The organism is Paenibacillus psychroresistens (assembly GCF_009728935.1).
In the GTDB taxonomy this organism is placed as follows: Bacteria; Bacillota; Bacilli; order Paenibacillales; family NBRC-103111; genus Paenibacillus_AC; species Paenibacillus_AC psychroresistens.
In genome coordinates this window covers 985,048-1,000,013 of record NZ_CP034235.1, presented here as the reverse complement: position 1 = coordinate 1,000,013, position 14,966 = coordinate 985,048, and the positions used below count along the sequence as shown (strand labels likewise).

Annotated in this window: 17 protein-coding genes; 6 read left to right on the top strand and 11 right to left on the bottom strand. The window is 40.0% G+C overall.

The genetic code is table 11. The annotated features are described in order from the left end of the window. Window positions 1-34: 34 nt before the first annotated feature. The 5 genes from EHS13_RS04670 to EHS13_RS04650 all read right to left on the bottom strand — a co-directional run bounded on the left by EHS13_RS04670 (window position 35) and on the right by EHS13_RS04650 (window position 4,298). Window positions 35-520, bottom strand: coding sequence for a DUF1648 domain-containing protein (locus EHS13_RS04670; protein ID WP_155699251.1), 486 nt, complete (start codon window positions 518-520; stop codon window positions 35-37). A 133-nt stretch (window positions 521-653) separates the two neighbouring features. After that, window positions 654-2,312 carry a helix-turn-helix domain-containing protein gene (locus EHS13_RS04665; RefSeq protein WP_162462955.1) on the bottom strand — a complete coding sequence of 553 codons (1,659 nt, stop codon included), beginning with the start codon at window positions 2,310-2,312 and terminating at the stop codon, window positions 654-656. A 123-nt stretch (window positions 2,313-2,435) separates the two neighbouring features. After that, the gene (locus EHS13_RS04660; protein ID WP_155699249.1) at window positions 2,436-3,605 is read right to left on the bottom strand and encodes an ABC transporter substrate-binding protein; all 1,170 of its coding nucleotides are present in this window, start codon (window positions 3,603-3,605) and stop codon (window positions 2,436-2,438) included. After that, complete coding sequence (locus EHS13_RS04655; RefSeq protein ID WP_155699248.1) at window positions 3,606-3,971, bottom strand: hypothetical protein; 366 nt, start codon at window positions 3,969-3,971, stop codon at window positions 3,606-3,608. It abuts the gene before it with no gap. Between the two features lie 96 nt (window positions 3,972-4,067). Then, window positions 4,068-4,298, bottom strand: coding sequence for a hypothetical protein (locus EHS13_RS04650; protein ID WP_155699247.1), 231 nt, complete (start codon window positions 4,296-4,298; stop codon window positions 4,068-4,070). 241 nt (window positions 4,299-4,539) lie between these two features. Between EHS13_RS04650 and EHS13_RS04645 the strand changes: the two genes are divergently transcribed. After that, window positions 4,540-4,749, top strand: a complete 210-nt coding sequence (locus EHS13_RS04645) for a DUF2536 family protein (protein WP_155699246.1) — start codon at window positions 4,540-4,542, stop codon at window positions 4,747-4,749. A 106-nt stretch (window positions 4,750-4,855) separates the two neighbouring features. Here EHS13_RS04645 and EHS13_RS04640 read toward each other — a convergent pair whose 3' ends face one another. Next, window positions 4,856-5,785 (bottom strand): copper amine oxidase N-terminal domain-containing protein, encoded by a 930-nt coding sequence (locus EHS13_RS04640; protein ID WP_155699245.1) that lies wholly within the window; start codon window positions 5,783-5,785, stop codon window positions 4,856-4,858. 215 nt (window positions 5,786-6,000) lie between these two features. Here EHS13_RS04640 and EHS13_RS04635 point away from each other — a divergent pair, with 215 nt between their 5' ends. From EHS13_RS04635 to EHS13_RS04625, 3 genes are all read left to right on the top strand, one after another. Further along, window positions 6,001-6,393 (top strand): hypothetical protein, encoded by a 393-nt coding sequence (locus tag EHS13_RS04635; RefSeq protein WP_155699244.1) that lies wholly within the window; start codon window positions 6,001-6,003, stop codon window positions 6,391-6,393. Between the two features lie 98 nt (window positions 6,394-6,491). Further along, a complete protein-coding gene (locus EHS13_RS04630; RefSeq protein ID WP_162462954.1) occupies window positions 6,492-8,006 on the top strand; it encodes a sensor histidine kinase in 1,515 nt (504 codons plus the stop codon). Between the two features lie 4 nt (window positions 8,007-8,010). Continuing rightward, window positions 8,011-9,579, top strand: coding sequence for a DUF3369 domain-containing protein (locus tag EHS13_RS04625; RefSeq protein ID WP_155699242.1), 1,569 nt, complete (start codon window positions 8,011-8,013; stop codon window positions 9,577-9,579). A 37-nt stretch (window positions 9,580-9,616) separates the two neighbouring features. Here EHS13_RS04625 and EHS13_RS04620 read toward each other — a convergent pair whose 3' ends face one another. Further along, the gene (locus EHS13_RS04620) at window positions 9,617-9,904 is read right to left on the bottom strand and encodes a hypothetical protein (RefSeq protein WP_155699241.1); all 288 of its coding nucleotides are present in this window, start codon (window positions 9,902-9,904) and stop codon (window positions 9,617-9,619) included. Window positions 9,905-10,129: 225 nt separating this feature from the next. Between EHS13_RS04620 and EHS13_RS04615 the strand changes: the two genes are divergently transcribed. After that, window positions 10,130-10,981, top strand: coding sequence for a chemotaxis protein (locus EHS13_RS04615; RefSeq protein WP_155699240.1), 852 nt, complete (start codon window positions 10,130-10,132; stop codon window positions 10,979-10,981). Window positions 10,982-11,012: 31 nt separating this feature from the next. On the opposite strand, the gene htpG is transcribed toward EHS13_RS04615, so the two are convergent. From htpG to EHS13_RS04600, 3 genes are all read right to left on the bottom strand, one after another. Further along, window positions 11,013-12,896: a molecular chaperone HtpG gene (htpG, locus tag EHS13_RS04610; RefSeq protein WP_155699239.1), complete on the bottom strand. Its 1,884-nt coding sequence runs from the start codon at window positions 12,894-12,896 to the stop codon at window positions 11,013-11,015. A gap of 184 nt (window positions 12,897-13,080) precedes the next feature. After that, complete coding sequence (locus EHS13_RS04605; RefSeq protein ID WP_155699238.1) at window positions 13,081-13,356, bottom strand: hypothetical protein; 276 nt, start codon at window positions 13,354-13,356, stop codon at window positions 13,081-13,083. 23 nt (window positions 13,357-13,379) lie between these two features. Next, window positions 13,380-13,574, bottom strand: coding sequence for a Gfo/Idh/MocA family oxidoreductase (locus EHS13_RS04600; protein ID WP_155699237.1), 195 nt, complete (start codon window positions 13,572-13,574; stop codon window positions 13,380-13,382). Window positions 13,575-13,611: 37 nt separating this feature from the next. Here EHS13_RS04600 and EHS13_RS36190 point away from each other — a divergent pair, with 37 nt between their 5' ends. Next, window positions 13,612-13,893: a hypothetical protein gene (locus EHS13_RS36190; RefSeq protein ID WP_162462952.1), complete on the top strand. Its 282-nt coding sequence runs from the start codon at window positions 13,612-13,614 to the stop codon at window positions 13,891-13,893. A 100-nt stretch (window positions 13,894-13,993) separates the two neighbouring features. Here the strand turns inward: EHS13_RS36190 and EHS13_RS04590 are convergent, their stop codons facing one another. Further along, window positions 13,994-14,884 (bottom strand): LysR family transcriptional regulator, encoded by an 891-nt coding sequence (locus EHS13_RS04590; protein WP_155699235.1) that lies wholly within the window; start codon window positions 14,882-14,884, stop codon window positions 13,994-13,996. Window positions 14,885-14,966: the final 82 nt, after the last annotated feature.

Below are 14,966 nucleotides of genomic sequence, written 5' to 3'. Positions count from 1 at the left end.
CGACTGGCATTGTCCAGTCGCTTTAAATTTTTGCCTATTTGCGCATGCGCAATAGATAATTAAAAATCGTCATTATAAAGATAATTAAAATAACATAGAACAGAATACCTAATCCACTTAATCTTTCCAAAGCGGTTTGAATGATTCGCCATTCTATATAACTGAATAATACAACTATCTCTACCTTCATCCAACTTAATAATATACGCCCATTTAAATACTGCTTTTTAGCATTTCCCGCCGTAATTTGGACAGGATAATTATACTTATGCGGGAACTTAGCCAGAATAGAAAGGCCAAAATATACAGCCAGCGACAGCAAAGGAAGAATGAATAAAACATACCTGCTTCCCCAACGATCCACTTTGCCCAACGAGTTGAAATGTATGGGTATGGAATTGGGCAGCTCTGTCCATGTCATAACTAAATAAGTAATAGTAAATAATATTGCAGCAATCGAAACGATAGTATGTATGAATTCTACTTCAGTCCTTGGGATCGATATGATAGGACGGTTCATTGCTTCAGCTCCTAATTCCCCATTTAATTCCTTGCTTCCAATTATACTCTAAACATGCATTTCGGACGATTTAAAATTAACCTACCTAACTATTAGTGAAATTAATAGACTTTAAGGATATATAGCCACCAAATTATGAGCTATTGCGTAAAATACCTGGAAGAACAGTCAGCAGCCTTTCGAGTGTAATCGAATCATCGTAATTCCATTTCGGATCCACAAGATAGACAAGATTTCTTTGAACAGCTGGTAGCTCCTTCCACAGAGGACTTTTTATTAAATCATTCGCAGCATTAACAGAACGCGGTTCTTCGCCTACCAGTAAAAAAAGCCGATCTCCTACATAATCCGCTAGCATCTCAACAGAAATTTCCTCAAAATCGACCCCCTGCTCAATCATTTCTCTAACCTTCTCGGCTGGCTTAAACGCAAGCGGATGATAAAGTGTATAGGATAATCCATGGTTGCCCATGACAAAAAACTCCCCATCCACTATTACGATAACCGTAACCGTTTCTTTTGCTCCTATATCCAAGCTATATTGCGACCACAGAGCCTTTACTTTGGTCTTATAATCCTTGATCCACTTCTCCGCTTTTGGCCGTTCACCTACTACTGTCGCAATTAACCTTAGCTTTTCAAAGTTTGAATCCTCTCTATTAATAACCAGGGTAGGTGCAATATGCGCTACGAGAGCAGTAGCTGAATGCATAGTACTGCAGTTAAATATGAAATCCGGCTCCAATGCTTTTATTCTTTCCAGATCCTCCTTAGGGCCAATATCGCTAATATTATGCAGCTCATTCCGATAAACCACCTGTTTACCGATTACCGTTAAATCAGCGCCAACCGGCCTCACGCCTAGCGTGAGCAAATTACCCAATTCATAACCTATCACAACAATCCTTGATTGCCGCAGCGGCAGCTCAATGTGTGAGCCTAGATAATCCTTGATACTACCTTCACTTTGATGAGTTCGAGCATATAGCTTAGGGGAGATCCCCATGGACTGCCGAAATCTACGGTTGAAATAATACTCATCCTTAAAACCTACACGATGCGCAATATCTCGAAGCGGCTCATTGGAGAGCAGCAAAAGCTCCTTAGCACGCTTCATCCGTACATCCGTTAAATATTCCAAAGGCTTAAAGCCTGTAAGGTTCTGAAATAAAGTGCTATATTCCCAACGTCGTATACCCGCTTGCTGAGAAAGCTGTTCTACCGTAATATTCTCCATATAATTTTCTTCCAGATAAGTAACAGAACGCTTAACAGCACGCAATGAATCCGAGGGCCCTTCTGTTACCTGATGGTTTTCCAGCAAAAAAACAATGAGCTCCTGCAAACGTATTTGCTGCTTAAAGCACTCCAGTTTACCGACATTTTGCTGTCTGACTTGGAGCTGCTCTAGCATATCTACAAATTTAATAAAAGGCGTCGGATTCAGCTGTTGTCCATAGGGAAAGTATTTTTGCATATCCGAGTAGGGTTCGCTTACACCTAAACGATATATATCAAATGTAATCCAGTATCCAGCAAAATCCTCTGCAATTGTGTCCTCAAACTTTACTTGAACCCCCGGCTTTACTATAAAGCACGTCCCCGACTGAAAATGCAAAGTACCTCCAGCGATTTTCAGATTGCAAGTACCTTTTGTAAATGCAACTATCGCATGATGTCCCTCTAACGGACTTAAATCTATTGAATTTCCGCTACTATCGATTGTTTCGACTTGGCAGATCGAAAAGAATAATTCGTGAAGTAATGGAGCTTCCTTCTCCGTTTGTTTCAATGGTAGCCCTCCTGCTAAACAACTTGTGAGAATGATTATCATTTACATTTTAATTGTACAGAAAAAAAAGAAGCTTATCAACATGAAGTTGAAAGCTTCTTTTTAGAAAATTATACTACAAGTTTATTTCATAATATTTGGGAGCTCGTCCAATAATCTATCCTTGGTAATCGGATCATCAAAATTCCATTTTGTTGGGATGTAATAAACTTGCTTGTTAGCGACTGCTTTGATTGATTTAAATACCGCATCATTCGTAAAAGAATCTGCCGCTGCTCTAGCCGTTTCATCTTCATCCGTAAGCACAAAAAGATAATCTCCTGCGTATTCAGGCAAAAGCTCTTTGGTTAAATCAGCGAAATTTTCCTTCTTATCGATTAAATTCTGCTTGACCATTGTAGCAGGTGTGTAGCCAAGTGTATCGTAAAGAATAGTTGCGAATCCACTATTCCCCATAACGTAGAAATCTTTACCTAATCGAATGTAAACAGATGCCGTTTTACCCTCTTTTACAGCAACCTGATCTTTGATTCCCGCAACTTTAATTTTAAAGGCGTTAATCCAGTCTTCTGCTTCTTGCTTCTTTCCTAAGATGTCGCCCATGACAAGTAATCGCTCAAAGGTAGGAAGCCTGTCGTAGGCAACGGTTGGAGCAATTTTATTCAACGCATCATAATCTTTGGATTCATAGTAAGTGCCTCCGCTATCCATAAGTATGAGGTCCGGCTCAAGAGAGAGTACCTTCTCCAGATTAGCTTTCACATCCCCGATGTCTTCAATACCAGTCAATAAGTCTGGGAAAGCTACCTGTGAAGCAATAACACCAAGTGCGGCACCAGCGGGTTTAACTCCCAATGCAAGCAGATCCCCTAAATCACTTCCGGTATATACGATTTTTTTGGCATGAGTTGGAATTTCAATCGTATGATCCTTAGAATCTATAAAAGATCTCGTAGCAGGCTCAGTTGTTGGTTCTGGTGTTGCAACAGCTGTTGCTGCTGGACTTGCAGTTGGTTGAACATTTTCTGGACTTGTTGAACTTACTGCATCCTTATCTTTAGTGCCACAAGCCGTAAACAAGGCGACCATCAAAGTTGTTAATGCTAAAATTACGATAAATCTACGCGCTGTTCTCATCTCGCTTTGTTTCCCCCAATATCTGATTTTGTAAAGATAATGATAATCATTATCGCTTAGTAAATCATAATAAAATTTACTCCTCTTAGCAATGGAGAAACCTGATGATTTTCTTGGGACAAACTGCAGAGAGTTGCCGATAACTTCATTATTCATCTACCACTTAAAGGCACCCCAAAACCCAGCCTTCCAGTTCGCGCTTAATTTAAGCTCACTCTCACTTAAGGTAGGGAGATCTAGATAGTGCTGAAGCACTTGAGCTTGATCCCGGTCCCTTAACCAACTGGCAATAAAAAAAGCATCCCGTTCGTGCTCATTTAACGATCCTTCAGGAGTTACCCTCTTCTTGTACAAAGCTGGATAACCTTCAAAAATAACATGGCTGCTTGGTTCTATAACAAGGCCATCGTAAGGCCAAAAATGCACTTTGATCAGCTTTAGCTGCTGCAGCCGCCTCAAGCGGATGATCCAAGAAATTCCTGCATGAGTAGAATAAGAAACTGTCCCTTGTTTCCCCTCCACTCTATCTAAATCGACTACTCCTTTGGCGCTGGTTGCGACTCTTTTTCTACTAATCTTCTGTCTGTTGAGCTAATGAAAGATCTTGTCTTCTTACATTCACCAACGGAATGCTGAGCCGTTTTCCAATTTATCCTCTCTGGACCAAACTGGCGCATTATTGGAGCTCATCCGAGTGTTGTTGCTTAATCTATGGACAGGCATTGTGTTAGGCAGAATTATAGTAGATTCGTTTTTTTCAGATATAGCCACAGCGATACTTTTATTGGAAGAACGCGGCTCCCCAGCTCCGGAATAATCAATTCCTATGTATTTCTCAAATTTCGTCACTCTAGCCACACTCCTATATAAAACTTCTCTTGCTCGTACATTAACATAATTATAACAACTTATAAAAGCAGCCGTATTTTGAATAAAGTACGGTTAATCATAGAGTTGTAAGCTTTCACGTTTAATGTCTAGCTTGCAACTCCCCTCCTCCCACAGTACACTGCTTGTATGACGGAAAAAGCGGTGCAGATAACATGATTTGTTCTGATTCCGTTAAAGCCATAATGAGGAGTAAATCCATATGAGTATTTTCTTAGATAAGATGGAGGCTAAAATCGAGTTTTTCGAGGCTTATGAATTAAATACACTTGAGAAGAAAATCAATGAACAAATCGACAATAATAAAGCTTTAATGCTTTCGGTATTCTTCATCAGCCATAATGTAGTTTTCAACCCACTGAAGAATAAAATGTTATACAGCGCAGTTGTCCATTTTAAAGTTATTGGCTAAGATCCGTATAAGTAACAAGACTTAAACTCATAATTTATAGTATCTACCAAAAAAAAAGCAACTTCCTCTTTTTAGTTATAGAGGCTGCTGCTTTTTTTGCTTTTGTCTATTTTTCATATAACATTCCATTAAAGTTACCTGCATCAAAAGTCGGAGCATGTGTATAGGATTGTCTGAACATAAATGTAGAGTCTGAATTATTATAATCAAAATTCTTAATATGAGTTATATCTACCATATTCTGTTCCGTGAAGAACAGCTCCGCTCCATATAACTGGGACATAAAGTCAAATCCAACCGTGGCAACACTTAGGTCACTTATCGTGGTTTTATTGTCCCAAATCAGATAATATACATAACCTGCACCATTATTGGATTCTGAGTAATCCATCACTAACACTTGATTTTCGTAGTCGTGGGCAGCATCTTTTTTACTAGTCAACGTAGCTCTTGTACTGTGATATTTAAGGCCATTCTCATCGGTAAATTCAGTGATTTGGTTTGTTAAATTATATTTAGCCGCTATGATATCTGCAGCTTGCTTAAAGCTTTCTTGGGTTAATCTCCGATTTTTTTGAATAACTGTTGCTTCGGATGTAACCTGAACCGTTGACGTTTTGGCATCATAGCCGACTTTATATCCCAATGCTGTGGCTACAGCGCGGGCTGGGAGGAATACACGGTCACTTTGTGATTTTACTTGTTGGGCTGGCACCTCGAGCACCTCAAAAACCTTGCCATTCTTATAGATATTAGTTTCTCCAACCGTTAATTTAATCGTATCACTATTTTGCTTAATGGTTACGGATTTTTCGGTTTGATTCCATATAATATGGTCATCATCATTAGGAACATTAAGAGCAATAAGCAGATCCCTTAAGGGCATCAGTGACCTATTATTCTCAATAATAGGGGTCCCATAAGCAAAAGCTACATTCTTTCCGTCTACAGTCATTTTTAAAGTGCTGGCACTAGCTAATCCTGAAAAAGCAGTAAATACCGTAAGAACTGTGATTAGTAGAATAATTCGTTTCATTTTGGATTACCCCCTCGATCTAAGTGTAAGTAATGGTAATTATTTCGTTCGCTGCTTCCCATTCCGTTTTCTTCTAGTACTATACCATATATTTAACAGTTTCTCTGTATAATTTAGTAGAATTTTGTAAAATAGCATATAAAAATCTCATACTTCTGTCCCTAAAAACCGACATATATCATAGGTATAATTACTCAATAAAACGAGGTGTAGCAATGAAAGTCATGTATTTAATTTTAGCTTGCTGTCTAGTTCTGACGGCTTGCGGCAGCAAAAAGAAAGAAATGGAAATGGATCATTCGACTATGGTCATGGACGCAAACCATAAACCGACTATGGAAGTTAAAACGGAAGTTAAGGGAACCGAGCTTGACGTAGATGTAACTACAAACATGATGATTTCACCAGAGCACTACGGCATGGCTCGTGAAAACGGCGAGGGTCATATACATATGTATTTGGACAATGGCGAGAAAATCGGAGTTAAGGAAGGGCACAAAGTCTTCAAGGATTTAAAGCCTGGTCCCCATATTCTAAAAATTTCCCTGCACAATAATGACCACACCCCTTATGATGTAACACAAACCGTTGAATTTGATATCAAATAATTAAGCCTAAGTTTAGGCTTACGATGCTGGCTTGCAACGCAAGCCAAGATTATGCTTACGATGATGGCTTTCTTTCGAAAGCCCTAAGGAGAACTGCTGTGTTTCAAAAATTAAGCTTACAACTCAAAATCCTTATATTAGTTACCATTGTCACTGTTTTGATGACCTCGATCATCGTTTGGTTTGATACTCATACTTTGCGCAAAACCGTTGAAGAAACTTATGTAGGTCAGCTAGATGGCATGAAGACGGCTATTAATGGCAGATATGAAGAATCTCACAATATTGTTGACGTTCAACAAATTTTTGATTATATCCAATATAAGAACCCCAATGTGCTGCAGCTTACTCTATACGGTAAAGATGCGGTATTGGCTTCCACTGACCGGGATCGCATTGGTACCCCCTCTCCACCGGAATTATTGGATATCATCAAGTTTGATGAAACATTGGTCAAGCATATCCGCAATGAGAAGGACGGAATCCCCAAAGATCGTCTAACGGCTCCACTTAAAGAAGATGGCGTTACAATTGGGGCCATTGAGCTTTTGATTAATACTTCAGATAGCGCTGCATTGATTACTAATCGGACACAGATCATTATAATTGTAGCTTTAGCTGCAAGCCTGCTTCTGTTATTCGTGCTATCTTTTATTATTCGTCAGCTGCTTATTCGACCCTTATTAAAAATCCGTGAAGCTGCAAACTCATTTAAAAATGGCTTGGACTACAAAGAGATTAAGCTAAATGCCAGCTATGAAATCACGGAAGTCGCATCCGCATTCAATAATATGGTATCTGATCTGGATGGCCGTTATAATGAATTAGAACTGGCTATGAAAACCATTAAACAAACTCAGAAACAGCTGGTTGAATCTGAAAAGATGGTTGCCTTAGGAAATTTGGTTGCTGGAGTATCACACGAAATTAACACCCCTATTGGTATAGGAGTTACCGCGGTTTCTTATATGGATGAGAAGAACCGAGCCTTTCAAGCCCTATTCCTCGAGAATAAAATGAAGAAATCGGATCTCGATGATTACCTGAAAATCATTGGTGAAACGACAGGTATGATCCAAACCAACCTGCAACGTGCCTCAGAGCTAATAAAAAGCTTCAAGCAAGTAGCGGTTGATCGTTCTGCGCAAACCAAGCGCAAATTCAAGATTAAATCCTATATTCAGGAAGTGCTTATCAGTCTCCAGCCCAATATTAAGAAAACAAAGCATCAAGTTATCGTTCAAGGTGAAGAAGATATTCAACTCTATAATGATCCTGGCGCGATCTCACAGGTAGTGACCAATTTGATTATGAACTCTATCATTCATGCTTATAGCAACACAGCTGAAGGAATCATTAAAATTGAGCTTAATAGACACCTTAACGAGCTTACTATTCGATATAGCGATGATGGTAAAGGCATGTCACCAGAAGTAATGGAGCAAATATTCAACCCCTTCTTTACGACAAATCGCAGTGGCGGTGGAACAGGTCTCGGTATGCATATTGTTTATAATCTAGTAACACAATCACTAGCTGGAACCATTCGTTGTGAGAGCAAGGTCGGATTTGGTACCCGATTTATTATTCAAATTCCAATAAACGAGGGATGATTAAATGTTTAGTGAGCAAAATGATGATTTTCTAACATTCGCCGATGAAGAAGTAGTTGATACTCAACAATCTTATTATGAGAAGGAAAAATGGAAGGTCATTATTGTCGATGACGAGCAAGAAGTCCATCATCTAACTCGCATGGTTTTAAGTGATTTTGAATTCGATGGCAAGTCATTGGAATTTATCAGCGCCTTTACCGAAGATCAGGCAAAAAGCGTAATTGATGAGCATCCCGACGTTGCGATTATTCTTTTGGATGTCGTTATGGACCAGGATGACTCCGGATTGAAAATCGTTAAGTACATTCGTGAGGAATTAAAATATAAATGGGTCCGGATTATTCTCCGTACTGGTCAGCCTGGACAAGCACCCGAGAAAACAGTTATCACCAATTACGATATTAACGATTACAAAGAAAAAACCGAATTAACCTCGCAAAAGCTCTTTACTACGATGATGGCAGCTCTGCGCTCCTATCGCGATATCATGGTTATTGAGAACAACAAAATCGGGCTTGAGAAAATCATCAATTCCTCTGCAGACTTGTTCGAAGTCATGTCGATGCGGAATTTTGCTTCAGGGGTTCTGACCCAATTGACCTCCATTCTGAACTTGAATAAGAATGCTGTGCATTGCAATAGCTATGCCGTTGCCAAAGGACAGGAAGAAATTTATATTCTTGCCGCTTCTGGCGATTATTCCGTTTACGAAAACGAACGCGTAGAAGATAAAGTGCCTGCCCATATCTTTAAGTCTATTGAAAAGTCCTTTCATGAGAAGAAAAGTGAATTCTACGAGAATCATTTCACTTGTTATTTCCAAAGCAAAACAGGCAGAGAGAACGTTATCTATTTTGAAGGCGCCAAGAAGCTCAACGAATGGGACCGTTATTTAATTGAAATTTATTGCACGAATGTGACTGTAGCCTTTGATAATATCTACCTCAATGAAGAGGTTGAGCATACGCAGATGGAAATCATCTTTACCTTGGGGGAAATTGCGGAGACACGTTCGAAAGAAACCGGAAATCACGTTAAACGTGTTGCCGAGTACTCCAAATTGCTTGCTCTGAAGTACGGAATACCTGAAAATGAGGCCGAAGTGATTCGCTTAGCTTCATCCATGCATGATGTCGGCAAGGTTGCCGTACCTGATGCAATCTTAAATAAGCCAGGCAAGCTGACTGTGGAAGAGTTTGAAATCATTAAGAACCATACACTGCATGGCTATGCGATGTTAAATCATTCCAATCGCGACATCTTCAAAACAGCCGCAATTATCGCTCATCAGCATCACGAGAAATTTAACGGCCAAGGCTATCCCAATGGACTAGCCGGGGAAGAGATTCATATTTATGGCAGAATTGCAGCATTGGCCGATGTATTCGATGCCTTGAATACCAAGCGCGTTTACAAGGAAGCTTGGGCGCTTGAGGAGATTCTTGAATATTTCACTCAAGAAAGCGGGCATCACTTCGATCCCCAGCTTGTGAGTCTATTCTTTGATAATTTACCTGCTATCCTGAAAATTAGAGAGAAATATATCGACCCAAGCTTAACACCGCTTTAAACCGATCCCATAAATAGGACCGGTTTTTGTAATGCAGTTAAGCTTCAATGATAACGTTGTGCTTTTCCGCCATCTGCCTGAGATAAGGTTCCATTTGTTCGAGTGTTTTCACCCTATCACCTGAGATAATAAAAGGAGTGTCATTTCCTCTAACATGGACTTCAATGATCCTGAACTGTTTGACTTTAAACCATTTTTTAACGGAACCCTCCGAGAATTTTAAACGTGAAATTTTAGCGTATTGTATTTTCTGTACTCCAGGAGAGTTTTCGAGCTTTAACTCAATTTCATCTGTATCCAAATTTAGATCCACCACATTTGACATGATTACTACCTCATTTCACACATGATAAGGGCTCTATCCTGAATATATGGCAAAGCGATGTTGCTTATGCCTTCAACAACAAAAAAAGCCAAGTAACGAGTTTGTATATTCGTCGCTTGGTTTTTTCAATCTGACCTCCCTAGCCAAATTTCCTCTAAACCCAAATACAAACTCCTGAATAAACTAATTTACAGGCTAGGTTTTGTTAAAGAGGGGGAATGGAAGTTGAAGATCGCTATCGCAATTGTCCACGGCATGGGACAGCAAAAGTTAGATTTCTATTTAGCTATGGAAAGCTTATTAATCAAGAAAATGGCTTTAGTAAATCCTTCCATCCAGCTGCATATTGAGGGTGTATTCTGGGGAGATATTACAGATAAACTCGAGAAAAAGCTCTGGGCACGAACTCAAGCTATCCATCAACATCATGGGAAACCTACAAGGCTGCGCAGCTTTGTCCTAAATTATTTGGGTGATGTCATTGCTTATCAGGCTGTCCCCAAAGAAAATGATCCTTGCCCGAATGACTATATTTATGACGATATTCATAAGCGTTATGCGGAGTGCTTGCTAAGACTTTCCAAAAAAGCAGGCGAGAATGCTCCCTTATGTGTGATCTCCCATAGTCTTGGCACTATAATATCAAGTAACTTTTTCTATGATTTACAGAATAACAAGATGATCCAAAAAGCAGCCGATGTAATAAACTCAAGCAACTCTAATCTTGTAAAAGGGCAAACCCTTACTCATTTTTATACATTAGGCAGTCCTATTGCACTTTGGACCATGAGATTTGAACATTTTGGCATTCCGATTCGTGTACCTGCACCAAATCTCAAAAAGCTTGCTATCGGTGAATGGGTTAATTTCTACGACAAAAATGATCTGCTGGCTTTTCCGATTAAAGGACTTAACCCTCAATACTACAAGAATGTCAGCAAAGATGTGGAAGTCCGCTGCCCTGGTATTCTCAGCTGGACTCCGTTATCTCATGAAAAATATCTCAAATCACATGAAGTAGCCGATCAAATAGTGAAATCGTTAAGTGAACTAGGGAAGAAAAAAGAAGGCAAATAAATCTGCCTTCTTCTCTCAAACGGTTATTTACTTAGACCATGATTTTACATATATCGTTGGTGAACTCAACTGGATCCTGAAGCGGCAAGCCTTCAATCAGTAATGCTTGGCTGTATAACAGAGCTGTATAAAGATTCAGCTTGTCTTTATCTTGCTCAAAGGCAGCCTTAAGTGAGTGGAATACGGCATGATTGACGTTGATTTCCAAAACCTTGTCTGCTTTTACATCTTGGTTGTTAGGCATCGATTTCAAGATTTTTTCCATTTCAATCGTGACTTCACCATCGGTGGAGAAGCATACCGGGTGAGATCTTAGGCGCTTGGATGCTCTCACATTACTGACTTTATCCGTCAATTGAGCTTTCATATACTCGAATAATTCTTTGTTGTCGCTTTCTTCGGACTCGGTTGTTTTCTCACTTTCATCTGCTTCAATCCCCAGATCGCCACTCGATACAGATTTAAACTCTTTTTCTTTATACTTCATGACCATTTTGATTGCAAATTCATCAATATCGTCCGTAAAGTAAAGGATTTCATAGCCTTTATCGGATACCATTTCTGTTTGCGGCAGTTTATCTATTCTCTCATTCGTTTCACCAGATGCGTAGTAGATATATTTTTGATCCTCTGGCATGTTGGCTACATATTCATCTAGAGTGATTAACTTCTTCGCTTTGGAAGAGTGGAATAGTAATAAATCCTGCAGCTCGTCCTTATGCGTGCCATAATCACTGTAAATCCCGTATTTAAGCTGTCTGCCGAAGGATTTATAGAATTGCTCATACTTATCTCTTTCGTCCTTCAATAAGCTTAGCAGTTGGTTTTTGATTTTACTCTTAATGTTCTTCGCGATCAGCTTAAGCTGACGGTCATGCTGCAGCATCTCTCTCGAGATATTAAGCGATAGATCCTCGGAATCTACCATCCCTTTAACAAAGCTAAAATAATCAGGCAGCAAATCAGCACATTTATCCATGATCAAAACACCATTCGCATAAAGCTCTAGTCCCTTTTCAAATTCTTTGGAATAGAAATCAAACGGAATGTTCTCTGGAATGAAAAGGATCGCGTCATATCTAACAGCACCGTCAACACTAAGATGAATATGCTTAATTGGCTTGTCGTACCCATAACGCTTGTCCGCATAGAATTGCTCATAGTCTGCATCGGTAAGCTCTTTTTTGTTCTTTCTCCAAATCGGAACTCTGCTGTTAACAGTCTCTTCTTCTTCAAAATCCTCGAACTCGCCATCTTCGCTGTCTTCTTTAGCTCTTTTGCTGGTAGTATCCATCTTAATCGGGTATTTAATGAAGTCGGAATATTTTTTGATGATCCCTTTTAAGCGGTAAGTCTCGAGCCATTCGTCAAACTTCTCATCTTCTGTGTTTGGTTTGATCGTAAGAATAATTTCAGTACCTACTGAATCCTTCTCAGCTAACTCTACTGTATATCCGTCTGCGCCTGTGGATTCCCATTTATAAGCTTCATCACTGCCAAAAGGCTTGCTTATCACAGTAACTACATCTGCAACCATGAATGCTGAATAGAAGCCAACACCGAATTGACCGATGATATCGTGGCCTTCTTTAGATTCATTCTCTTTCTTGAATGCTAATGATCCGCTCTTGGCAATAACTCCAAGGTTGTCGATTAGCTCTTCCTTCGACATTCCAATACCTGTATCACGAATAGTTAAAGTTCTTGCTTCCTTGTCGGCAGTCACTTTAATAAAGTAGTTTTCTTGGTCAAAAGCCAAATTTTCATCCGTCAACGCTTTGTAATACATTTTATCAATTGCATCACTAGAGTTGGAAAGCAGCTCTCTCAGGAATATTTCTTTTTGCGTATAGATGGAATTAATCATCATTTCTAAAAGCCGTTTGGATTCTGCTTTAAACTGTGTTTTTTTCACGAATAAATTCCCCTTTCAAGCTAGGTGTGTAACTTTAGCACTCTAAGTTGTCGAGTGCCAACACCTTTTTATAACATTACTACTTTTTAATGTCAAGTTAAGGTTTGATTACTGGCTATTTTTGAAATACTAATACAGCCCGATTTTCATCAGAAGAGAGGTAAATCGCGTCGTCAATCACACTTTACGCCAAATAGGCTTCCTCTAATGTTCCCATTGGTGGACGGTCTTCTATGATCGCAGAAGCAAAGTCACTCATGAGCCCCGAATGAAGCGTATCCCAGCTCTCGCTCCCCGACCAAACTCGGCTCGTTATTACACCTTTCTCCGAATCTGCTTGATGGAATAAAATTTCCTTGTTTTCTCCAGGCAGCATATGAAAGGTTATAACCAGCCGGGATTCAAGAAAACGAAAACGTGAAGTGCAGCTTGCCGCGACAAGTGAGCCTCTAGCCTGCATGATGATCTCCACCTCCTGAGCATTCATTCCTCATCGATCAAATCATGTCCATTGTAATAGACAGCTTGTACTCCATAGATTTCCCCTGCGGCTGATGCGGCTTCATAATTCGTATCCGCAACCGCCATTAGCTGAATATGCTCCATTTGTACAGCCATGCTCAGATGAATACGGCCAATTACCCCGCATCCAATCACTCCCAATCGAACACGTCTCATGCAGCCTCCGTTGAATCGGTCAGCTGAAGCTTTAGCGGTGTCAACCCAATACGCACTCAACTATATCAATAGCGGTATGGCGATCAATACCTCCACAGGCTACTTCTGGGATACTCTGGATTCCATTCTGCTGGATACGGCAGTTGTCGGCGTTAATGGCCTGACTCTTGGTGTAGAAGACACCAACGGCAACACCTTGACTGAGGATTTGCAGAATCAGTGGAACGCACTTCAGCATTGGCGACGTCGTACTTGTGGCTGGCGTCCGCTATGGCTCGAAGCAGATTTAGGGGGATTGGGGGCGTTTGGAACAATCTGACTCGGGGAAGATTACCACTTCACTTACTTTACGCAATGATTCTCTGGATTTCAAAAAATATGCTGGCGCTAATTTTGTACAATTCAAGGCGTTATCCCTTTCACTCAGTTTGCATTTCTTTTATGATTTCTAAAAACTGGCTGACAGTCTCGGTTGGATTTAAGGGATATAGCAAACCATAGGGTGCCGTGAAATCCAAATCACTAGGGATGGTCACTAAGGACGGATGAATATCTGACCATGCATCCAATGTTAGTAGGACAGTATCACTTTGCTCGCAACGATTGAATACATCAATATCATAAAGGCGCGGAACATCTTTAATTTTGATTTTAGGATGGTTCCTTATCAAAAAATCACGAATTCCATCAATTACTGCACTTTTTCCACCTTTCACCACCGCCAATTTCTCTCCATACAAATCTTTGACAGACAGTGTTATTTTAGAAGCCAGCCGATGGTTGCGAGATACAGCAAAGCTAAAGCGGTAACTTCCCAGCTCAAGCACACTGAAATAATCCTTCCAATCTTCAATAAGGTATGGTCCTACAATGAAATCAAAGTATTTGCCAATGGAACGGTAGGTGGTTGGGAGAGTATAAGCATCATCCTCAAAATGGACGATTTTTATTTTGAATTGCGGATATTGGTCGCTGATTTCATTCCACAAATCCAGCAAAACCTTGCAGGGATTAAGCATTGAAGTTCCCACGCGAATCACATGCTGATTTCCTTGTGCGGCTTGACGTATACGTAGCACGGCTTCTTGAAAATACTGCAAAAAAAATGCTGCATCCTTGTTAAATGATTTTCCTGCCTCGGTAAGCTCAACACCATGGTTAGTGCGAATCAAAAGAGGCACTCCTACATGCTTTTCCAATGAATTAATTTGCTTCATCACAGCGGTTGGAGAAATAAATAGTTTTTCAGCCGCCTTGGAAAAGCTCCCAGACTCTGCCACCTGAATAAACGTATTCAATTGTTCGTTCATTTAAAGCCCCTCCTCGCTTAAACTTTTAGTTAATGCCATCCTAACCTATTTGAACTTCCGCATCAAGTGCAAAACAGTTAAA

Excerpts from the sequence above, each read along its gene's own strand:
- EHS13_RS04620 (WP_155699241.1), bottom strand. The coding sequence starts at position 9,904 with ATGTCAAATGTGGTGGATCTAAATTTGGATACAGATGAAATTGAGTTA.
- EHS13_RS04640 (WP_155699245.1), bottom strand. The coding sequence starts at position 5,785 with ATGAAACGAATTATTCTACTAATCACAGTTCTTACGGTATTTACTGCT.
- EHS13_RS04590 (WP_155699235.1), bottom strand. The coding sequence starts at position 14,884 with ATGAACGAACAATTGAATACGTTTATTCAGGTGGCAGAGTCTGGGAGC.
- EHS13_RS04660 (WP_155699249.1), bottom strand. The coding sequence starts at position 3,605 with ATGAATAATGAAGTTATCGGCAACTCTCTGCAGTTTGTCCCAAGAAAA.
- EHS13_RS04605 (WP_155699238.1), bottom strand. The coding sequence starts at position 13,356 with ATGCAGGCTAGAGGCTCACTTGTCGCGGCAAGCTGCACTTCACGTTTT.
- EHS13_RS04635 (WP_155699244.1), top strand. The coding sequence starts at position 6,001 with ATGAAAGTCATGTATTTAATTTTAGCTTGCTGTCTAGTTCTGACGGCT.
- EHS13_RS04600 (WP_155699237.1), bottom strand. The coding sequence starts at position 13,574 with ATGAGACGTGTTCGATTGGGAGTGATTGGATGCGGGGTAATTGGCCGT.
- EHS13_RS04645 (WP_155699246.1), top strand. The coding sequence starts at position 4,540 with ATGAGTATTTTCTTAGATAAGATGGAGGCTAAAATCGAGTTTTTCGAG.
- EHS13_RS04670 (WP_155699251.1), bottom strand. The coding sequence starts at position 520 with ATGAACCGTCCTATCATATCGATCCCAAGGACTGAAGTAGAATTCATA.
- EHS13_RS04625 (WP_155699242.1), top strand. The coding sequence starts at position 8,011 with ATGTTTAGTGAGCAAAATGATGATTTTCTAACATTCGCCGATGAAGAA.